Raw genomic sequence first — 20,349 nt, forward strand, 5'->3', positions numbered from 1 at the left:
GGGTCACGGCAGGTGGGCGGGTGGGCATCGGGTACGCCGGGGTGGTCACCGGGGGCGCTCCCGGCGCGGTCATCGGGTGCCGTCGGCGGTGAGGTCCGCGAGGGCGTCGGCGTCCTTCTGGCGGACCAGGGCGGGCCCGGTCAGCACGGGCTTGCCGCCGCCGACGACGTTGCGGTTGACCTTGTTGAGCCAGAGTTCGTCGACCGCGAGGTAGCCCTGGAGGTAGGGCTGCTGGTCGACGGCGAAGCCGATCTCGCCGGCCTTGAGCTGTTTGACGACGTCGGCGTTGAGGTCGAAGGTGTTGACCTCCGCCGAGGCCTTCGCGCCCTTCTTGGCCTGCACGGACGCGGCGGCGAACGGCGCGCCGAGGGTGACGACGGCGTCGACGTCCCCGGTGGCCTGGAGCTTCGCCTGGATGGTGGAGGTGGAGGCGGGCATGTTGGTGCCTTCGACGTTGAGGTTCTCCACGGTGCCCTTGAAGCTCTTCTTCACCCCGGCGCAGCGGGCTTCGTGGGAGACGTTGCCCTGTTCGTGGATGACGCAGACGGCCTTCTTCTTCCCCCGTGCGTTCAGCTCCTCGCCGACGGCTTCGCCGGCGACGGACTCGTCCTGGCCGATGTGGGTGAGGGCGCCGAGGGCCCGGGAGAACTCGCCGCCGGAGTTGATCGTGACGACGGGTATGCCGGCGGCCACCGCCTTCTTGACGACGTCCCGGACGGCTTCCGGCTTGGCGAGGGTGACGACGATCCCGTCGACCTTCTGGTCGATGTAGGACTGGACGAGCTGGGCCTGCTCCTTGCCCTCCTTGTTGGCGGCGTACAGGAACTCGACGTTGTCCTTCGCCGCCGCCACCTTGGCGCCCTTTTGGACGATGTCCCAGAAGGTGTCGCCCTCGCCGGAGTGGGTGACCATGGCGACCTTCATCCGGGGGGTGTCGGCCGCGCGGCCCTTCCCGCCGTCCGCGCCCGTGGAGTCCTTGGCCTCCTTGCCTCCGGAGCTGCTGCACCCGGCGGCAAGGACCAGGGCGCACGCGGCGAGCAGGGCTGTTGCCGTGCGGTGGGTTCGCATGGTGGGTCCGCCTTCACTCCCGGCCGCCCGGTTGGCGGCTGGGTGAGTTTCTACGGCGGTGACACGGCCCCGTCAATACTTTGTCCGAACATTCTTACGCGCCTGACATTTCACCCGTGCGGAGGTCGGGGAGCGTGCCCGGGCGGCGCCCTCAGGGGCGCACCAGGAGCTGGAACTCGAAGGCGTAGCGCGAGGCGCGGTAGATGTGGGAGCCGTGCTCGACGGCCCGGCCGGTGTCGTCGAAGGTGGTGCGCTCCATGGTGAGCAGCGGTGCGCCCGGCGCCTCGCCCAGCAGTTCCGCCTCGGCCGCGGTGGCGGCGCGGGCACCCACCGACTGGCGGGCGCTGTGGAGGGTGATGCCGGCCGCGCGCATCAGCCGGTAGAGGCCGGTGGCCTCCAGGCGTTCGGTGTCGTACGCGAGCAGGTCGGCGGGCAGGTGGTTGGTGAGCAGCGCCATGGGCTCCCCGTGGGCGTACCGCAGCCGCTCGACGGCCTGGACCTCTGCGGCTTCCGCGACGCCGAGGGCCGCGGCGACGCGGGCGCCGGCCGGCTCCACGGCGTTGCGCAGCACGACGGTGGCGGGCCGCTGGCCGGCCGCCTCCAGGTCGTCGTAGAGGCTGCTCAGCTCCAGCGGGCGTTTGACCTGGCTGTGCACCACCTGGGTGCCCACGCCGCGGCGTCGCACCAGCAGTCCCTTGTCGACCAGGGACTGGATCGCCTGGCGCACGGTGGGGCGGGACAGGCCGAGCCGGCCGGCGAGCTCGATCTCGTTGCCGAGCAGGCTGCCGGGGGTCAGGGCGCCCCGCTCGATGGCCGCCTCCAGCTGCTGGGACAGCTGGTAGTAGAGCGGGACCGGGCTGGTGCGGTCCACGCTCAGCTGGAGCGACACCGACGGGTCGGTCTCTGGTTTGGGCTGCTTGGACACGGAGCGAGCGTAGTGCGCTCTCATGTTGACGGGAAGTCGTGAAGTCCGGTTGTCATGACAAAGTCTTGACAGCGGTGGCGGCCGGACTCCATTTTGGGCGCATGCGCATCGGATTGATCGGTACGGGACGCATCGGGACGTTTCACGCGGGCGTGCTCAGCCGCCACCGGGAGGTCGGCTCGCTGGTCGTCGCGGACGCGGACACCGCTCGGGCGGCGGCGGTGGCCGAGCAGGTCGGGGCGACGGCCGCGCCCGGCGTCCACGAGGTCTTCAGCTGGGGCGTGGACGCGGTGGTGATCGCCTCGGCGACCTCGTCCCACGCAGAGCTGATCGGCCGCGCGGCCCGCGCGGGCCTGCCGGCCTTCTGCGAGAAACCGATCGCACTGGACCTGCCGAAGACGCTGGAGGCGCTGCGGGCGGTGGAGGAGGCGGGCACCGAGTTGCAGCTCGGCTTCATGCGCCGCTTCGACGCCGGGTACGGCGCCGCCCGGGAGGCGGTGCGCTCGGGCCGGCTGGGTCGGCTGCACACCGTACGGGCGATCACCTCCGACCCGGCGCCGCCGCCCGCCGCATATCTGCCGCTGTCGGGCGGTCTGTACCGGGACTGCCTGGTGCACGACTTCGACGTGCTGCGCTGGGTCACCGGCCGCGAGGTGGTCGAGGTGTACGCGCTCGGGTCGGACGCCGGGCCCTCGATGTTCCGCGAGGCGGGCGACGTGGACACGGCGGCGGTGCTGCTCACCCTGGACGACGGCACGCTGGCGACGGCGACCGCCACCCGCTGCAACGGCGCGGGGTACGACGTGCGGATGGAGCTGTCCGGGGAGCTGGACCAGGTCGCGGTCGGGCTCGACGAGCGCACCCCGCTGACCTCCACCGAGCCGCAGGGCCCGCCGCGCGCCCCGCGGCCGTGGCCCGGCTTCCTGGAGCGGTTCGCCCCCGCGTACGAGGCGGAGCTGGGCGCCTTCGTCGAGCTGGTGCGCGGCGAGCGGGAGAACCCGTGCGACGGGCGGGAGGCGCTGGCGGCGCTGCGGATCGCCGAGGCGTGCGAGCTCTCCCGCCGGGAGCGGCGCGCGGTGCGCCTCACCGAGATCGCCACGGACGCCTAGCGCGCCCGTACGGCCCCGCGTGGCCCTGCGCCTCCGGACGCATCCGCCGCTTCCCTGCGGGCGCGTTGGTCCCCACCGGCCGGTGGGTGGCTTGTCGCGCAGTTCCGCCCCGTGCCCTGCGGGCACGGGGGGAACCCCAGCGCCCCAAACACCTCCACCCCCAGCCCGCAGACAACTGACGGGGGAAGCACAACAGGGGCGCGGGAATGCGCGAACAGCCACAGACAGGCCGCAGACGCCACACCGCAGCCCGCCGCACGGCGAGGGCGCGTTCCTACCAGCGCACCGGGAGGCTGCGTACGCCTCGGATCAGCAGGCCCGGTAGCCATTCCAGCGGTCCCGCCGACGGGTCGACGGCCAGTTCGGGGCAGCGGGTGAGCAGCGTCTTCAGCGCGATGCGGGCCTCCAGCCTGGCCAGTGGCGCGCCGATGCAGAAGTGGATGCCGTGCCCGAAGGCGATGTGGCCGCGGGCGTCGCGGTGGATGTCGAAGCGGTCCGCGTCGGGGAAGCGGGTCGGGTCGCGGTCGGCCGGGCCGAGGCCCACGATCACCATCTCGCCCGCGGGGATCACCGTGCCGGCGATCTCCACGGGCTCGGCGGTGAAGCGGTACGTCGCGCTCTCCACCGGGCCGTCGTAACGCAGCACCTCCTCGATCGCGCCGTCCAGGAGGGAGAAGTCGGCGCGCAGCTCGGCGAGTTGCTCGGGGTGGGCGAGCAGGGCGCGGACGCCGTTGACGATCAGGTTGACCGTGGTCTCGTGGCCGGCGATCAGCAGCAGATGGGCGAGGGCGCGCAGTTCGGGGCCGGTGAGGTGGTCGTCACCCTCGTCCCGGGTGCGGATCAGCGCGGAGAGCAGGTCGTCGGAGCCGCCGTTGGACCGCTTGTCCGCTATGAGGTCGTCGAGGTAGCCGCCGAAGTAGCGCAGGGCGCCCTCGCGCTTGCCGAGGTCGGTCGGGGCGACGAGTTCGTTGGACAGCTCGCGGAAGGATTCGCGGTCGGTGATCGGCACGCCGAGCAGTTCGCATATCACCGTGATGGGCAGCGGGAAGGCGAAGTCCTTCACGAGGTCGGCGCGACCGGCCGGGACCATGGCGTCGAGGAGTTCGTCGGTGATCTCCTGGACACGGGGCGCCAGTTGCTGCATGCGGCCCGGGGTGAACTCGCGGGACACCAGCTTGCGCAGCCGGGTGTGGTGGGGCGGGTCGCGCTGCAGCAGGCTCGGCCCGATGATCTCCGTGTCCGACGCGGAGAACCCGGCGACCTGGGGGTTCTTGCTGAGGCGCTGGTCGACGAGGGCGGCGCGGGCCTCCTCGTGGCCGACGATCAGCCAGAAGTGGCCGTTGGGGTCGCCGACGGGTCGTAAGGCGTTGCACACGCGGTGCACGGGACCGCTGGCGCGCAGCTTCGCGTAGTACGGATAGGGGTCTTCCCGGAAGCCCGGCAGCTCCGTCAGGTCGAGGGTGGTGGTCATCGGGTCAGGCTACGTCGCCGTGCGGACGTCGAAAACAGGGCCGGGGCGGGGTCCGGCCCCTGGTGGCCGAGATGATGACCCCCCGTCAGCTCTCGGCCTGAGCACCCGTCAGGTATGTGGGTCGTCGTCGTCCAGGAGGCCGGCGTCGTGGACGAGCAGGGCGATCTGGACGCGGTTGTTGAGGGCGAGCTTGGCCAGGATGCGGGAGACGTGGGTCTTCACCGTGGGGACGCTCATGTAGAGCGTGGCGGCGATCTCCGCGTTCGAGTTGCCGCGGCCGACCGCGACGGCGACTTCCCGCTCCCGCTCCGCGAGGCCCGCCACCTTGGTGGCCGCCGCCGTGCGGCGCGGGTCTCGGGACCCGGTCGCGGGGTCCGCCCCGTCGGCGACGTGGGTCATCAACTGCCTGGTCACCGCGGGCGACAGCACCGGGTCGCCGGCGGCCACCCGACGCACCGCGGCCACGATCTCCGCGGGCGCGGTGTCCTTCAACACGAAGCCGGCCGCGCCGGCCCGCAGCGCCCGCAGCACCTGCTCGTCGGCGTGGAAGGTGGTGAGGACGACGACCTCGGGGGCGTCGGGGCGGCGCCGTAGCTCCTCCGTTGCGGTGAGCCCGTCGACCTGCGGCATCCGGATGTCCATCAGCACCACGTCGGGGGCGAGCCGGGCCACCAGGGCGGGCACCTCGGAGCCGTCGGCCCCCTCCCCCACGATCTCCAGGTCGTCGGCGCCGCCGAGCATGAAGGAGAGTCCCGCACGGACGAGGGGGTCGTCGTCGACGACGAGCAGCCGGATAGTCATGCCGCCCACGGTAGCCAGGCGCGCACGTGGAATCCGCCGTCCCCCGTCGCCCCGTGCTCCAGACTGCCGCCGGCGAGCGTGGCCCGCTCCCGCAGCCCGATCAGCCCCTGCCCGGAGCCGGGCACCGGCTCGACCTCGTCCTCGGGCGCCGGATTGTCGACCCGTACGACGACGCCGTCGCCCGGTCTGCCCTCGACCGCGACCGTGACCTCGGCGCCGGGGGCGTGCTTGCGGGCGTTGGTCAGACCCTCCTGGGCGATCCGGTACACGGTGCGGCCGATCGCGGCGGGCATCCGGGCCGGCTCCTGGACGCCGTTGTCGAGGACGACCTTCATGCCCGCCTCGCGGGACTCGTCGACCAGGGCGTCCAGGGTGGCGAGGGTCGGCTGCGGACGGTCGCCGTACTCGCCCTCGCCCGGTGCGCGCAGCACGCCGATGATCTCCCGCAGGTCCTGGAGCGCTTCGTGCGCGCTGTCGCGGATCACCCCGGCCGCCCGGGCGACCTCGGCGGGCGGCGCGTCGGGGCGGAACTCCAGGGCGCCCGCGTGCACGCTGAGCAGGGTCAGCCGATGGGCGAGCACGTCGTGCATCTCGCGGGCGATGGCTTCCCTGGCCAGCCGCTGCGCCTGCTCGGCGCGCAGCTCCGCCTCGGTCTCGGCGCGGCGGGCCCGTTCGCGCAGGGCTACGTACAGCTGCCGCTGGGAGCGTACGAGCAGGCCCCAGCCGATCACCAGCAGGACGACGAGGGTGCCGGCGACGATCGAGGTGAGGGTGGTGGTCTCCGGGTCGGGGCGGACGAACGGCTGGACGACCCCGAGGGCGATCCCGAGCACCCCGACGATCGCGACGGGCTTGAAGGGGCGGTGCACGGCGAGGCTGAACAGAGAGACCAGCAGGGCGCCCGCGGCGGCCGGCGAGGCCACCGAGACCACGCACAGCACGGCCGCGAGCTGCACCGGCCAGCGCCGCCGCGCCCAGATCGCGAAGCAGCTCACGAAGCCCACGACCTCGTCGAAGCGGACGGCGCCGACGTCCCCGTTGATCCGCCGGCTGGTGTCGATGACGACCATCCCGATCAGCGCGACGAACAGGAACGCGACCAGGTCCACGACCCAGTCGCGCACGGTGCGCCGCGGCCGGCCCTTGGCGGTCGTCCGTACGCGCCGCTCCCCTGCCAGCTGCGGATCGTGGAGCTCCGGGTCCGCGGCCATGGCCGAGGGAAGCAGCCAGGGGTATTCCGTACGCGTCATGGAACAAAGTTACGCAGGTGGGGGGCGGTCCACCCGCCGTCGGCCGCGGACGGCTACCAAAGTCGCGCAAGCCGAGACTTTCGGCGGTCCGCCGCAGCCGGAGGGCGGACGCGGGGCGGTGGCGGCCGGGATCACCATCGGTGACATGAAGAAACTCCTCGAAACCGTCGGCGGGCTGCTGCTGCTCTTCGGCGCCGCCGGCGTCGTCCGCGAGCTGACGGGGTGGTTCCCCTTCCTCGGGGCCACCCGGCTGCTCACGGAGAACGTGTCCTTCCTCCAGGACCACGCGGCGCTCACCAATGCCGTGATCGCGGTCGTCGGCTTCGTGACGGTGATGATCGCGGAGAGCCGCAGCCGATGAGCCTGTCGACCCGGTCGAGTGGGTCGTCGCGCGAGTCGTCGCGTGCGTCGAGTGAGTCGAGCCGGCCGAGTCGGTCACAACGCCAAAATACACCACGAGAATCAGCTGAAACGCGAATCCAGCAGGCATGACCAATTCCCTCACCCGACGCTGGACAGCGAACTCGCATTCCACGTACCGTCCTTCTCGCGCCGCCCGAATGCCTGACCACCATTCAGACGGCCAGAAGAAAGCCGAACCATCCGTGCCGCACCGCATCCGGGGGCACGCAGCAGTAGATGGGGGATGAGCACGGCGGCTCCTTTCCGCCGTGTCCAGCTCTCCTCGCGAACAGAGCTATTCAGGAATCCTTTTGACCAATGGTCAGCAAGGCTGAAGCGCGCCGCCGGGCGGTGCGGGGCCTCCCGCTCCCCCCGGCGGCACATCGACCAGCGAGGGAAAGGCAACTTTGATGAAGTCGAAGAGGACCACCGTGGCCGGCGTGCTCGCCGGGGCCTGTCTGACGGGCACCCTGGCCATGACCGGCGCAGCGCCGGCGAACGCAGCGCCCGCCGCGCCCGCCGACTGGCGCGACTGCACCACCAACTCCGTGTGCGTGTGGGACCACAGCAACTACAACGGCGCGTTCCTGGCCGGCGGCGCCAACGTCCCCAACGTGGGAACGACGATGAACGACCGCACGACCTCCCTGGGGAACCTCACCAGGTCACGGATCTGCTTCTACGACCACTCAAGCTACCGGGGCGAGCTCCTCGCGAGCGTGGGCCCCGGCGAGTGGCGCCCCAACATCGGAGCGCACGCCAACGACCGCATCACGTCCTGGCGAACCTGCTGATCGTCGACTGACGGAAGGCCGCGGCGGCCCGCAAGGACCGCCGCGGCCTTCCGCACGTGTCGGCGCTTCTTCCGGCTTTCCCGTGGCGGGCCGGAACTTTCCCGTGGCGGGCCGGAACGAAGAAAGCGACGAGCGAAAAGGCAATACGGGAAAGGCGCGACGGCAATGCGGGACAAATGACGGTTGAGTTCCGGCCGTTGTGTGCTGCGAATGCCACCGCGAACCGGCTGACGGCAACACTGCCGTGCACCTACGCCGGCGGCTGGAGAAGCCGTCGGCACCCCGAAGGAAAACCGTACGCCGTAACCCCGCGGGGGCATTGGTCTCCACCGGCCGGTGAGTCCTTGTCGCACAGTTCCCCACACCGCTAATCAGGGGTGCCCAACTTCTGGTGGCGGGCGCTGAGACGGGCCGCGCCCCGGGCGGTGAGGCTGCCGAAGACCCGCAGTCGGGAGATGCCGCCGTCGGGATAGATGTCGATGCGCACGTCACGGCCGACGACGGGGGCGGCCAGCACGAAGCGGTGGTTGGTGTCGGGCTGCAGGCGGGTGCGCGGCAGCACCTCGGTCCACATCGAAACGCCGACACCGCGAGCGTCGCTGCCATGGCTGTTGTCGCTGCCGTCGTCGTCCTGGCGTACGGAGAGCGACGCCCAGCCGGCGCTGTTGCCCAGGAGGTAAGCGGTGTCGATCTCGACGGCGCGGATCTCGGCCTGTTCGACGAGCCGGTAGCTGATCCAGTCGTTGCCCCGGTCGCGGCGGCGGCGGGTCTCCCAGCCGTCGTCCATCTTGTGCGAGCGCCCGGGTCGGATGGTGTTGGTGGCCGGCGAATAGAAGCGGTCGGACGCGTCCTCGACCCGGCCGCCGTTCTCCAGCGCCGCGAGGTCGAAGGTGCCGAGGGCGGCGAGCCAACCGGGGTCGGGCGCGACGTCCCCGTACACCCGCAGCCGGGCGATGCCCCCGTCGGGGTGCTGGTTGACCCGCAGGTGCGTGAAGCGCCGTTCGGTCGCGACCGCGAAGCCGTTGGCCGCGTGGCCGCCGACGGGAGTGCGGGGTACGAGCACCGTCCACTCGACGTCGTCGGCGAGGAGTTCCGCGGGCGAGGGCGAGCCGGCCACGGCGGCGGCCTCGATCGACACGGACTGCGGGTGGTTGCCGCGGAAGTGGGCGGTGTCGACGACGACGCCGCGTATCACTCCGGGTGCGCCGAGGCGGACCAGGGCCCAGTCGTGGTCGCCGTCCGCGGGGTGGGGCCGCTCCCGCGAGCTCCCGCGCCGGCGCCGGGTCTCCCAGCCGTCCATGATCTTGCCCTTGTGGCCGAAGCGCTCGGGGTCGAACTCGGCGGGGCCCGGCTTCAGCAGGTTCTCGCGGTGGGCGAAGAACTCGTCGTTGGCGGCGACGACCCCGGCGCCCAGCCGCCGGTCGGCGAGGTCCGTTCCGTGGGCGAAGGGGAAGTCGGCGGTGCGGTAGTCGGCGTAGGGGTCGCCGCCCGCATACGGACGGGCGGCGCCCGTGAACGTCGGGAGGGAGGCCCCGGCGGACGTGTGCGGGGAGGGGACCGCGTTCGGCTGGGTCATGGGGTCAGTCGTTCCTTTCGAGTAGTCGGCCGGTCGGCCCGGCCACCGTCCCGTCGGTCGCGATGCGTTCACCTCGCAGCCAACTGGAGCGGACGACTCCGTGGAGGGTGCGGCCCGCGTACGCCGTGACCCGGTTGCGGTGGTGCAGCCGGGCCGGATCGACGGTGAAGGTCTCCTCGGGCGCGAGGACGGCGAAGTCGGCGTCCCGGCCCGGCTCTATGGCGCCCTTGCGGGTCAGCCCGGCGAGGCGGGCGGGGCCCGTGGACATCCAGCGGACGACGTCGTCCAGCGCGTGTCCGCGCCGGCGCGCCTCGCTCCACACGGCGGGCAGGCCGAGTTGGAGGGAGGAGATGCCGCCCCAGGCGGAGGCGAAGTCCGCGGTCTTCAAGTCGCCCGTGCACGGGGAGTGGTCGGAGACGATGCAGTCCACGGTGCCGTCGGCGAGCCCGGCCCACAGGGCGTCCCGGTTCGCGGCCTCGCGGATCGGCGGGCAGCACTTGAACTCGGTCGCCCCGTCGGGAACCTCCTCGGCGGTGAGGGTGAGGAAGTGCGGACAGGTCTCGACGGTGATCCGCACGCCGTCGGCCTTGGCCCGCGCGATCAGCGGCAGCGCGTCGGCGGACGACAGGTGCAGTACGTGGACGCGGGCGTCCAGCCTGCGGGCGTGGGCGATCAGCCGGGCGACGGCGGTGTTCTCGGCGTCGCGCGGCCGGGAGGCGAGGAAGTCGGCGTAACGGGGCCCGGGCTGCGGCTCCGTCAGCCGGCCGGGGTCCTCGGCGTGCACGATCAGCAGCCCGTCGAAGGCGGCCGTGTCGGCCATGGCGCGGGAGAGTGCGGCGTCGTCGAGTGCGGGGAACTCCTCGACGCCCGAGGGCGACAGGAAGCACTTGAAGCCGAAGACGCCGGCGTCGTGCAGCGGTCGCAGGTCCGCGGCGTTGTCGGGTATCGCACCGCCCCAGAAGCCGGTGTCCACGTGCGCCTTGGCCCGCGCGACGTCCCGTTTGGTGCGCAGGTGCGCCACCGTGGTGGTGGGCGGCAACGAGTTCAGCGGCATGTCGAGCAGGGTGGTGACGCCCCCGGCCGCGGCGGCTCGGGTCGCGGTCCAAAAGCCCTCCCACTCGCTGCGCCCGGGGTCGTTCACGTGGACGTGGGTGTCGACGAGGCCGGGCAGCAGCGCGTCGTCACCGAGGTCCGTCATTCGGGCGCCGGTCGGTACGGGCGCGTCGTGGGGCAGCACGGCGTCGATCCTGCCGTCCGTGACGGTGACGAGCGCGGGCCTGCTGCCGCCGGGGAGGCTGACCCGGGTCGAGCGGAGCGCCCGGCGCCGCCCCCGGTCCGGGCCGTTCGGGTCCACGTTCGACATCCGCCACCCCATCCGAGAATTCAACGAACTGTTGAAGAGTCGTCGAACGAATCTTCGCCACCTCGATCGAGACCCGTCAAGAGGGCAGAGCTTCCGCCTTATGGAGCAGAACTTCCGCAGAGCAGAAGGCCATGGGGGTCGAAGAGGTCGCCCGAGAAGGGCTCCCGAGCCCCCTTCCGACCGCCGTTGACCGGGGAAGACCCGAGGCCAGCGGCGATGTGCGGAAAGCAGCGGACCGGTAGGCTGCTCACTCGCCCGTCCGCCCGAAAGGACCGCCGCCCGTGCCGACGTCCAGCGCCAGTTCCACCGACGCCGCCAAACCAGCGAACAGCGGCGGAGTGCAGTCCCTGGAGCGCGCCTTCGATCTGCTCGAAAGAATGGCCGACGCCGGGGGCGAGGTCGGGCTCAGCGAGTTGTCCGGCAGCAGCGGGCTCCCCCTGCCCACCATCCACCGACTGATGCGCACCCTCGTGGCCTGCGGATACGTACGTCAGCAGCCGAACCGCCGCTATGCGCTGGGCCCCCGGCTGATCCGCCTCGGCGAGTCCGCGTCCCGCCTCCTCGGCACCTGGGCCCGCCCGTACTTGGCGCGGCTGGTCGAGGAGACCGGCGAGACGGCGAACATGGCGCTGCTGGACGGCGACGAGGTCGTGTACGTGGCGCAGGTGCCGTCCAAGCACTCGATGCGGATGTTCACCGAGGTGGGACGGCGGGTGCTGCCGCACTCCACGGGCGTGGGCAAGGCGCTCCTCGCGGACCTCCCCGCGCAGGACGTCCGGGCGTTGCTGGCACGGACGGGGATGCCGGCGGCCACGGAGAAGACGATCACCACGCCGGAGGGCTTCCTGGCCGCCCTGGAGTCGGTGCGGAGCGCGGGCTACGCCGTCGACGACAACGAACAGGAGATCGGGGTGCGCTGCCTCGCGGTGTCCGTGCCCGACTCCCCGACGGCGGCGGCGATCTCGATCTCGGGGCCGGCCGGGCGGGTGACCGAGGAGGCGACGGAGCGGATCGTGCCGATCCTCCAGGAAGTGGCGCGGGACCTGTCGGCGGCGCTTGCGGACACGGGCTCGGGCGGGGCGTAGGCGGTAGGCGTGGGCGTACGACTGCCGCGCCCCGGTTCGACGGGGGCGCGGCAGCGAGCGTGCGGGCGGAGCGGGGGCGCGGCGCGTTAGGCGCCGTTGGCCGCTTCCTCGATGAGGTCCACGACCGCCTTGGGCTGGGACGCCAGCGACGCGTGGCTGGCGTCGAGTTCAATGGTCTTGCGGGGGTTCATCCGCGCGGCCATCCGGCGCTCGTTGTCCGGGTCGATCATGCGGTCACCGGTGGACACCTGGTACCAGACCGGCTTGGTGCGCCACGCGGGCGCGGTGACGTTGTCGCCGAAGGTCGAGGCGAGCGGGGCCTTCTGGGTGACCGCCATGACGAGTGCTTCGTCCTCCGACAGGTCCTGCCCGAAGCTCCACCGGAACTTGTCCTGCTTGATCCAGAGGTAGCCGTCGGAGTCGGGAGCGATGTTCTCGAACGCGGCGGGCGGGTGCTCCTGGCTGATCTGCCCCGGGCTCTCACCGGCGTCCGGCGCGAACGCGGCGATGTAGACCAGCCCGGTGACGTTCGGCAGGTCTCCCGCCTCGGTGATGACCGCGCCGCCGTACGAGTGGCCCACCAGCACCACCGGACCGTCGACCTGCTTGACCATCTTCCGGGTGCGCTCGGCGTCCTCCGCGAGCGAGGTCAGGGGGTTCTCGACGGCGTGGAGCTTGTCGTAGCCGCGCCCCTTCAGTTCGAGGATCGCCTTGCCCCAGTGCGCGGCGCCGCCCCAGAAGCCGTGCACGAGCACGATTGTCGGCTTGTCGGTCATATTCACACCTTCGGCTCGCTTGCGTGTCGGTGACACCCCCTGCCACGTCACGCTAGAGCCGCGCACACCGAGCCGCCACCGCAGGCGCACCCCAGCGCGCGGTGGACGTACGGCAAAGCGTCGGCGCAGGTGGCCGCGCGGCCGTCACGGCACGCGAGCTACCTCTGGCGCGGTAGCTCGCCGAACATGTCGACCGCGTTGCGCACCTGGAGGAGCGCGGGCGCCAGCGCGCTCAGCGAGCCGATCGCACCGGCGATCAGCAGCAGGGCGCGCCGCATCCGGGGGATCTCCGGATCGCCGCACTCCGCCATCGCGGCCAGCACTGCCAGTTCGTCCTCGGCCACCTCCCGATCGGAGAACTGCTTGGGGTGCGCCGCCAACTCCCGGCGCATTCGCGACACGGCCTCCTGAAGACCCAACACCCTCGGGTCCTCGCCGCTGTCCGTCACCTGCGTCTGCCCCACGCTTCGCAACAGACTCATCCCCCTCACCCGCCCCCCGGGTGTCTCGACGACTCTCAGTCGATACTCAACCACCCAGAGTTGCGGGCAAGTTAACGCCATCCAGGGGCGGGCGCGCCACTCCACGGACCGAAATCGGACCGAATTCAGGACGTCGGTTGGGCGACTTCCACGGCGTTGAGCCACACCCGGACGTCGACCGTGACGAACTTGCTCGGGTCGGAGTCGGGAGATTTCCCCTGGTAGGTGGCGATGCCGACGTGTCCGGTGTTCGTCAGCACGCAGAACTTGGAGCCCTTGGGAAGCACTTCCAGGTCAAGGTCCTGGGCATAGCGGGTTTCACTCCGACAGGTGGCCAGTTCGGCCTTCTGCCCGGGGCGCAGGAGGACCAGCCTGCCGTTGTTCACGTCGATCTTGCTGAGGTCCCAGTCGTAGGAGAGGTCGGAGCTGGAGTCGTCGTTGACGGGCTTGAGCGGATCGTCGCCGAAGGTGAGGTGGTACCCGGTGACGAGGTTGATGGTGTTGTGGTCCGTGGGTTCGGGGTCGGCGACGGGCTCTTCGGGCACCGCGGGCGGGGACTGGTCGTCGACGGGCTCGCCGGGGCCGCCCGTGGCGGACGGAGGCTCGTCGGCGGGCGTCGCGTCGGCGGGGTCCGTGGCGTCGGCGGGGTCGGACTGCTGCGTCTGGGCCTTGTCCTTGCCCTTGTCGGCGTCGGCGTCGGCGAGCGCGAGGTACGCGCCGCCGCCGGCGAGCGCCCCCACGGCCAGCGTCGCCGCGACGGCGAGGGCGATGGCCTTGCCGCGCTTCTTCGGGGGCGCGGGCGGCACGGGGGCGTTGGGCCCGGTGCCGGTGCCGTACGGCTGACCGGGTGCGCCGCCGTAGGGCGTGCCGGGGACCGTGGGCGTGCCCGGCTGCGGGTGGCCGGCCGGCTGGGGCTGCGGATGGCCGTACGCGGACGCCGGCGCCGGCCCGAAGCCGGGCGGCGGCGTGGTGGGCGTCGACGCGGCGGTGGGCTCGTACGGTGTCGGCTGCGGTGCCTCGGCGGGCGGCGGAGGCGCGGCCGGCTGCGGCGGCACGGCCGTCGGCGCCTGCGCCGGCGCAGCGGGCGGGGTGAGCGGCGGCGTGGTGGGAGGCGCTGGCACCTGGGCCGGCGCACCGGCAGCAGCAGCGGCCGGCGGCGGAGCCACCGGCGGCGCGGGAGCGGCCTTGCGGGTGCCGATCTCGGCGGCGACTCTGCTCGGCAGCCACTCCTCGGGCCTGCGCAGGACCGTTTCCCCGCTGGCGTTCTGACACAGCGTGAGGAGTTCGGCGACGGGGGGCCGCTCCCCCGGCTCCTTGACCAGGCACCGGGTCACCAGGTCGACCAGTTGGTCCGGCACGTCCGTGAGGTCCGGCTGCTCGTGCACGATCCGGTACAGCACGCCGTGCGAGGTGCCCTCGCCGAAGGCGGCGCGCCCGGTCGACGCGTACGCCGCGACCAGGCCGAGGGCGAAGATGTCGGTGGCCGGGGTGACGGTACTGCCGGCGGCCTGCTCCGGCGCCATGAAGGACGGCGTCCCGATGGTGACCCCGCTGCTGGTGAGCGAGGTGGCGTCGGCGGCCCGGGCGATGCCGAAGTCGATGACGCGCGGCCCGTCGGCGGCGAGCAGCACGTTCGCCGGCTTGAGGTCGCGGTGGACGATGCCCGCGCCGTGGATGACCTGGAGCGCCTCCGCGACGCCGGCGACCAGCAGCAGCACCGTCTCGACGGGGAGCTTCCCGTGCTGGGCGACCGCGTCGGCGAGGGAGGGCCCGGGGACGTACGCCGTGGCGAGCCAGGGCTGTTCGGCGTCCGGATCGGCGTCGATGACGGGCGCCGTGTACAGCCCCTGGACGCGTTGCGCCGCGTGCACCTCCTGGGCGAAGCGGCGGCGGAACTCGGCGTCCTGGGCGAAGTCGGGCCGGATCACCTTGATGGCGACGGGCCGTCCGCCGGGCGTGTAGGAGAGATAGACCTTGCCCATGCCGCCGGCGCCGAGCCGGGCGGCGATGCGGTATCCGGCGACGTGCCGCGGATCTCCGTCACCGAGCGGCTGGAAGACCGTCTTCGGCTCGCCTCGGTGCCCCCGTGGCTCCTGCTGCCCCTGCTGCCCTTGTGATGCTCGCCCAGTCATCTTTCCGCGTCCCCCACGACCAACTTCCCACGGCGGCCCGCGACTCGGGCCCGTGCACCGGAGGGTGCACCCTATCCGAGGTCACCCGGCCGGCTCCACGCAGATGACGCGGGCTTTCGTAGCGCGGGGGGCGCGCGTGCGGTAGGCAGTCCTCCATGACGTACGAAGCTGACGAACCGACCGATCCCGAGCTGCCCGGCGCCGTCGCGGGGCTGCTGCTCGCGGCCGGCGGCGGGCGCCGGCTGGGCGGCCGGCCCAAGGCGCTGCTGCGCCACCGGGGCCGGCCGCTGGTGGAGCACGCCGTGCGCACCCTGCGGGCGGGCGGCTGCGACCCGGTGCACGTGGTGCTGGGCGCCGCGGCCGACCGGGTGTGCGCCGAGGCGGATCTGACGGGTTGTGTGGTCGTGGACAACCCGCACTGGACGCAGGGCATGGGCTCGTCCCTCCGCGCCGGGCTCACCTCCCTGGCCGGTGCGTCGGCGAGCTCGGCGCTCGTCGTCCTCGTGGACCAGCCCGGCATCGGCGCGCGGGCGGTGTCGCGGGTGCGCGAGGCGGCGGGCGCCTCACGGCACGCGCTGGCAGCGGCGACGTACGCCGGCGAACGCGGCCACCCGGTGCTCCTGGGCGCCGCCCGCTGGCCGGACGTGGCACGCGAGGCGCGGGGGGATCAGGGTGCCAAGGGGTATCTGAAGCGGCACCAGGGTGAGTTGGTATTGGTGGAGTGCGGTGACGTGGCCGAGGCGTACGACATCGACGTGGAGGGGGACCTGTGGCGCCTGGAGGGGTGAGGGGGTGTGCGCGGGCCGCATAGGTTGTTCGCACACACCCCGCGCCCCTTGCCCCGTCTCAGATCAGCAGCAGGGACTTGCCCACCGTGGTGCGTTCGGCCAGGGCCTCGTGGGCGCGGGCCGCTTCGGCGAGGGGGTACGTCGCGCCGACGGTCGGGCGGAGAGTGCCGTCGGCCACGCGGCGCAGGGCTTCCACCAGCAGGGCCCGCACCTCCTCGGCGCCCGGGGAGCCCGCTTCCAGGGCGTTGGTGACGGTGACGTCCCGCTGTTCGGCACGGTCGGGGTCGATGTCAGCGAGGCCGCCGCTCGCGGTGCCGTAGGTGACGAAACGGCCGCCCTTGCGCACCGTGTCGAAGGCGTCCCGGCCGAGTTGGCCGCCGGCTCCGTCGAAGGCCAGCGCGACCCCCGCTCCTCCGGTCGCCTCGATGACCCGCTGCTGCCAGCCGGGCTCCGAGTAGTCCACCGTGACCTCCGCACCCAACTCCCCCGCCAACGCGAGCTTGCGCCCGCCCCGCGCCGCCGCGACGACCCGGCCGCCGGCCTCCTTGGCCAACTGCACCACGAGCGAGCCGGCGCCCCCGGCCGCCGCCGCGACAAGGACCCACTCGCCCCGCTGGACCTGCCCCATGAGCAGCAGCATCTGGGCGGTCACCGCGTCGTGCAGCAGGGCAGCCGCGGTCGAGGACGCCACCCCTTCGGGGACCTCCACCAACTCCCGTGCATCGGCCACCATCTGCTCGGCGTAGCCGCCCGTGCCCCGGGCCAGAACGTGACGTCCGACCCAGCCCGGGTCCACGCCCGCCCCGATCGAGAGCACCCGTCCCGCGCCACCGCCACCGGGGACGTACGGCGGCTCCAAAGGGAAGTAGTCGCCGCCCCAGCCGGCTCGCAACAGGGTGTCAAGGTAGATCACGTCGACCGCGGCCATCCCCACCACGGCCTGTCCCCGACCCGCCACGGGGTCCGCGACCTCCGCCACTGTCAGCACCTCGGGTCCGCCAAACTCCGCCACCCGGATCGCACGCATCTCGGCCACCGCTCCTCATGTCTGGATCAACATCTCCCTGCAACGTAGAACCTCAAGGAGGGTTGAGGGCAAGCGGGACAGCCGTCTCGTGCTCGATCCGAGTGGCGAGGGTGGCAGGGCGGAGCCGGCCGATCGGCCGGCCCACCCACCCGGTTCCCCGCTGGGGTCGGGACGCGGGACGCGGCGCGGGGGGAGGAGGACGAGCGTGGTGAGCGCCGCGGAGGCCGCGAGGGCGGCCCGGGTGCCGTCGGTGACCTCCTGTCGGTGCCCACGCCGATGCCGGCGTCCCGACCCCGCGCCGGGCCGCCGCGCTGCCCGTACCCCCGCCGGACGCCCCGTTCGACCAACTCGGCTGCGCCGTCGTCGCCCAGGTCCGCGGTCGACTAGACACCGTATAGCCCCTTTTAGCCCGCTCGCCGGAGAACAGCCGCTGGCAGGCAGCGGAATTCCGTGGATCCGTTCCGCTCGCGGGCTGGAAGACTGCACCGGTCATCAGGACGACACGGGGCGCGAGCAAGGAGACCGGGATGAGCGTGTACGGCCGCAGGATGCAGAGGAGGGTCACGGCGACGGTGCTCGCGGCGGTCCTCGCCGCGGGTACGGCGGCCTGCGGGGACGACTCCGGCGACGGGTCCGGCAGCGACTCGGGGGACGCGAAGGCCGGCGTCGGGCTGTCGGCCGCGCTCGGCGGCGTCCCCGGGGACCAAGCCGGTCAGACGCTCACGTACTGGAACGTCCCCGAAGTGCGACGCCTCGTCGCGCGGGACCAGAAGCTGTACTCAGCGCTGACCGGGTTCGGCATACCCGAGGTGACGCAGGCGGCCTACCGGGGCGAACCGGTGAGCGAGGCGGTCGGGTTCGACGAGAAGGCGGTGGACACCTCCGTACAGATCGGATCGGACGCCACCCGCCTGACCGGCCGTTTCGACGTCGCCGCCGTCAGCGGGGCGATGAAGAAGCGCGGCTGGAGCGAGACCGAGGCCGACGGTGCGCCGCTGTTCACCGACGAGGAGGCGCGGCTCACCGTGTCGTCCACCGTCCGCTCCACCTCCTACGGCGCGCGGGCACCGCTCTTGCCGTTGGTCGCGCCCAAGGCGTCGGTGGCGGCCGACCCGGCGCACCGGGCCGCGGTCGACTGCCTCGGTGACGACGCCTACCAGGCCACGTTCTACGGCAAGGACCGGCCGCGCCAACTGCCGGGGCTCACGCTCTTCGCGATCGGCGCCCGCACCACGGACGACGGCGCCTCGAAGGAGCGCCTGTGCGCCGTGACGCAGTCCGCGGACGCGGCCCGCGCAGTAGCCGAGGTGCTGCGTCCGAAGACGGCGGCGGGAGAACGGTTCGCGGGGGCGCGCATCGACGTCGGTGACGGCGCCGCACCCGTGGTCACGATGGAGTGGGCGAACTCCTCCGACTCGGGCCTGCGGCCCGGCGCCCAGAACCAGACGGCGGAGCTGCCGCAACTCCTGATGGCCCGCCGCTGAGCCGGCGAAGGACGCCCCCTCGGAGGCACCGCACGACACCCACCACACCTTGAGCTTCCACGATGAGGAAACTAGTATCCATTTTGGATCGCTCAACGCACGTCCCACGCGCCTCCCGCCGAAGGAAGTGACCGCCCGTGTCCGCACCAGCGCCGTCCCCGCTCACCGTCGTCGACGCCGCCCCGCTGGACCGTCAGGAGGAGGTGTTGAGCGAGGCCGCGCTCGCGTTCGTCGCGGAGCTGCACCGGCGGTTCACCCCGCGCCGGGACGAACTGCTCGCGCGGCGCGCCGAGCGCCGGGCCGAGATCGCCCGGACGGGCACGCTCGACTTCCTGCCGCAGACCGCCGCCATCCGCGCGGACGACTCCTGGCGGGTCGCCCCCGCACCCCCGGCCCTGGAGGACCGCCGCGTCGAGATCACCGGCCCCACGGACCGGAAGATGGCCGTCAACGCCCTCAACTCCGGCGCGCGCGTGTGGCTCGCGGACTTCGAGGACGCCTCCGCGCCCACCTGGGAGAACGTGGTCGTCGGGCAGCTGAACATGATCGACGCGTACGCCCGCAGGATCGACTTCACGGACGAGCGCTCCGGCAAGTCGTACGCCCTGAAGCCGAACGAGGAGCTGGCGACGGTCGTGATGCGACCGCGCGGCTGGCACCTGAACGAGCGCCATCTGCGCGCCGCCGACGGCAGCGCGGTCCCCGGCGCCCTCGTCGACTTCGGCCTCTACTTCTTCCACAACGCGCAGCGTCTGGTGGACCTCGGCAAGGGCCCGTACTTCTACCTCCCGAAGACGGAGTCCCACCTCGAAGCCCGGCTGTGGAACGACGTGTTCGTCTTCGCCCAGGACCACGTCGGCCTCCCGCAGGGCACCGTCCGCGCCACCGTCCTCATCGAGACGATCACCGCCGCGTACGAGATGGACGAGATCCTCTACGAGCTGCGCGACCACGCGTCCGGGCTGAACGCGGGCCGCTGGGACTACCTCTTCTCCATCGTGAAGAACTTCCGCGACGGCGGCGCGAAGTTCGTGCTGCCCGACCGCAACGCGGTAGCGATGACGGCGCCGTTCATGCGCGCCTACACCGAACTCCTCGTGCGCACCTGCCACCGCCGCGGCGCCCACGCCATCGGCGGCATGGCGGCCTTCATCCCCTCCCGGCGCGATCCGCAGGTCAACGCGGTCGCCTTCGAGAAGGTGAAGGCGGACAAGGACCGCGAGGCGGCGGACGGCTTCGACGGCTCCTGGGTCGCCCACCCCGACCTGGTGCCGATCGCGACGGCCTCCTTCGACGCCGTGCTCGGCACCCGGCCGCACCAGAAGGACCGGCTGCGCGAGGACGTGTCGGTCACGGCGGACGACCTCATCGCCGTCGACTCGCTGGACGCCCGGCCCACCTACGAGGGGCTGCGCAACGCGGTGCAGGTCGGCATCCGCTACATCGAGGCGTGGCTGCGGGGCGTGGGCGCCGTCGCCATCTTCGACCTGATGGAGGACGCGGCCACGGCCGAGATCTCCCGCTCGCAGATCTGGCAGTGGATCAACGCGGGCGTGGTCTTCGAGAACGGCGAGCGCGCCACCCGCGAGCTGGCCCGCAAGGTCGCCTCCGACGAACTCGACGCGATCCGCGCCGAGTCGGGCGACGAGGCGTTCGCCGCCGGCCACTGGCAGCAGGCGCACGACCTGCTGTTGCAGGTGGCGCTGGACGAGCGGTACGAGGACTTCCTCACCCTGCCCGCGTACGAACAGCTCACCGGCTGACGCAGCGAGCCGACGTCGACGCCCGGGGGCGGCTGGCTGCCATGATGAGGCGC

18 protein-coding genes are annotated in these 20,349 nt (G+C 72.5%); 7 read left to right on the plus strand and 11 right to left on the minus strand.

Features of this window, described 5'->3' with window-relative positions:
* Positions 1-69: 69 nt before the first annotated feature.
* Positions 70-1,068, minus strand: coding sequence for a sugar ABC transporter substrate-binding protein (locus tag ABZ842_RS08515; RefSeq protein WP_361533833.1), 999 nt, complete (start codon positions 1,066-1,068; stop codon positions 70-72).
* Positions 1,069-1,219: 151 nt separating this feature from the next.
* Positions 1,220-2,017 carry a GntR family transcriptional regulator gene (locus tag ABZ842_RS08520; RefSeq protein ID WP_361533836.1) on the minus strand — a complete coding sequence of 266 codons (798 nt, stop codon included), beginning with the start codon at positions 2,015-2,017 and terminating at the stop codon, positions 1,220-1,222.
* 77 nt (positions 2,018-2,094) lie between these two features.
* Between ABZ842_RS08520 and ABZ842_RS08525 the strand changes: the two genes are divergently transcribed.
* Positions 2,095-3,102: a Gfo/Idh/MocA family oxidoreductase gene (locus tag ABZ842_RS08525; RefSeq protein ID WP_361533839.1), complete on the plus strand. Its 1,008-nt coding sequence runs from the start codon at positions 2,095-2,097 to the stop codon at positions 3,100-3,102.
* A gap of 274 nt (positions 3,103-3,376) precedes the next feature.
* Here ABZ842_RS08525 and ABZ842_RS08530 read toward each other — a convergent pair whose 3' ends face one another.
* The 3 genes from ABZ842_RS08530 to ABZ842_RS08540 all read right to left on the minus strand — a co-directional run bounded on the left by ABZ842_RS08530 (position 3,377) and on the right by ABZ842_RS08540 (position 6,624).
* On the minus strand, positions 3,377-4,573 hold the full coding sequence (locus tag ABZ842_RS08530; protein WP_361533842.1) for a cytochrome P450: 1,197 nt from the start codon (positions 4,571-4,573) through the stop codon (positions 3,377-3,379).
* 108 nt (positions 4,574-4,681) lie between these two features.
* Complete coding sequence (locus tag ABZ842_RS08535; protein WP_361533845.1) at positions 4,682-5,374, minus strand: response regulator transcription factor; 693 nt, start codon at positions 5,372-5,374, stop codon at positions 4,682-4,684.
* Positions 5,371-6,624: a histidine kinase gene (locus ABZ842_RS08540; RefSeq protein WP_361533848.1), complete on the minus strand. Its 1,254-nt coding sequence runs from the start codon at positions 6,622-6,624 to the stop codon at positions 5,371-5,373. Before ABZ842_RS08540 ends, ABZ842_RS08535 begins: the two co-directional genes overlap by 4 nt.
* 145 nt (positions 6,625-6,769) lie before the next feature.
* Between ABZ842_RS08540 and ABZ842_RS08545 the strand changes: the two genes are divergently transcribed.
* Positions 6,770-6,985, plus strand: coding sequence for a hypothetical protein (locus ABZ842_RS08545; protein ID WP_361533851.1), 216 nt, complete (start codon positions 6,770-6,772; stop codon positions 6,983-6,985).
* Positions 6,986-7,436: 451 nt separating this feature from the next.
* The gene (locus tag ABZ842_RS08550) at positions 7,437-7,820 is read left to right on the plus strand and encodes a peptidase inhibitor family I36 protein (RefSeq protein ID WP_361533854.1); all 384 of its coding nucleotides are present in this window, start codon (positions 7,437-7,439) and stop codon (positions 7,818-7,820) included.
* Positions 7,821-8,187: 367 nt separating this feature from the next.
* On the opposite strand, the gene alc is transcribed toward ABZ842_RS08550, so the two are convergent.
* Positions 8,188-9,396, minus strand: a complete 1,209-nt coding sequence (gene alc / locus ABZ842_RS08555) for an allantoicase (protein ID WP_361533857.1) — start codon at positions 9,394-9,396, stop codon at positions 8,188-8,190.
* 4 nt (positions 9,397-9,400) lie between these two features.
* A complete protein-coding gene (gene allB / locus ABZ842_RS08560) occupies positions 9,401-10,759 on the minus strand; it encodes an allantoinase AllB (protein WP_361533860.1) in 1,359 nt (452 codons plus the stop codon).
* Between the two features lie 281 nt (positions 10,760-11,040).
* Here allB and ABZ842_RS08565 point away from each other — a divergent pair, with 281 nt between their 5' ends.
* The gene (locus tag ABZ842_RS08565) at positions 11,041-11,844 is read left to right on the plus strand and encodes an IclR family transcriptional regulator (RefSeq protein ID WP_361533863.1); all 804 of its coding nucleotides are present in this window, start codon (positions 11,041-11,043) and stop codon (positions 11,842-11,844) included.
* Positions 11,845-11,930: 86 nt separating this feature from the next.
* Here ABZ842_RS08565 and ABZ842_RS08570 read toward each other — a convergent pair whose 3' ends face one another.
* The 3 genes from ABZ842_RS08570 to ABZ842_RS08580 all read right to left on the minus strand — a co-directional run bounded on the left by ABZ842_RS08570 (position 11,931) and on the right by ABZ842_RS08580 (position 15,234).
* On the minus strand, positions 11,931-12,620 hold the full coding sequence (locus tag ABZ842_RS08570; RefSeq protein ID WP_361533866.1) for an alpha/beta hydrolase: 690 nt from the start codon (positions 12,618-12,620) through the stop codon (positions 11,931-11,933).
* A gap of 158 nt (positions 12,621-12,778) precedes the next feature.
* A complete protein-coding gene (locus tag ABZ842_RS08575; protein ID WP_361534346.1) occupies positions 12,779-13,096 on the minus strand; it encodes a DUF5955 family protein in 318 nt (105 codons plus the stop codon).
* Between the two features lie 131 nt (positions 13,097-13,227).
* Positions 13,228-15,234, minus strand: coding sequence for a protein kinase (locus ABZ842_RS08580; protein WP_361533869.1), 2,007 nt, complete (start codon positions 15,232-15,234; stop codon positions 13,228-13,230).
* Positions 15,235-15,389: 155 nt separating this feature from the next.
* Here ABZ842_RS08580 and ABZ842_RS08585 point away from each other — a divergent pair, with 155 nt between their 5' ends.
* Positions 15,390-16,022 carry a nucleotidyltransferase family protein gene (locus ABZ842_RS08585; protein ID WP_361533872.1) on the plus strand — a complete coding sequence of 211 codons (633 nt, stop codon included), beginning with the start codon at positions 15,390-15,392 and terminating at the stop codon, positions 16,020-16,022.
* 58 nt (positions 16,023-16,080) lie between these two features.
* Here ABZ842_RS08585 and ABZ842_RS08590 read toward each other — a convergent pair whose 3' ends face one another.
* The gene (locus tag ABZ842_RS08590) at positions 16,081-17,049 is read right to left on the minus strand and encodes a zinc-binding dehydrogenase (protein WP_361534349.1); all 969 of its coding nucleotides are present in this window, start codon (positions 17,047-17,049) and stop codon (positions 16,081-16,083) included.
* A 527-nt stretch (positions 17,050-17,576) separates the two neighbouring features.
* Between ABZ842_RS08590 and ABZ842_RS08595 the strand changes: the two genes are divergently transcribed.
* Both ABZ842_RS08595 and aceB read left to right on the plus strand, forming a co-directional pair.
* Positions 17,577-18,533 carry a hypothetical protein gene (locus ABZ842_RS08595; protein WP_361533875.1) on the plus strand — a complete coding sequence of 319 codons (957 nt, stop codon included), beginning with the start codon at positions 17,577-17,579 and terminating at the stop codon, positions 18,531-18,533.
* A 137-nt stretch (positions 18,534-18,670) separates the two neighbouring features.
* Entirely contained in the window at positions 18,671-20,296 is a 1,626-nt protein-coding gene (gene aceB / locus ABZ842_RS08600; protein ID WP_361533878.1) for a malate synthase A, read from the plus strand.
* The last annotated feature ends 53 nt before the right edge of the window (positions 20,297-20,349 follow it).

Source organism: Streptomyces sp. NPDC047315 (genome assembly GCF_040643215.1).
GTDB lineage: Bacteria > Actinomycetota > Actinomycetes > Streptomycetales > Streptomycetaceae > Streptomyces.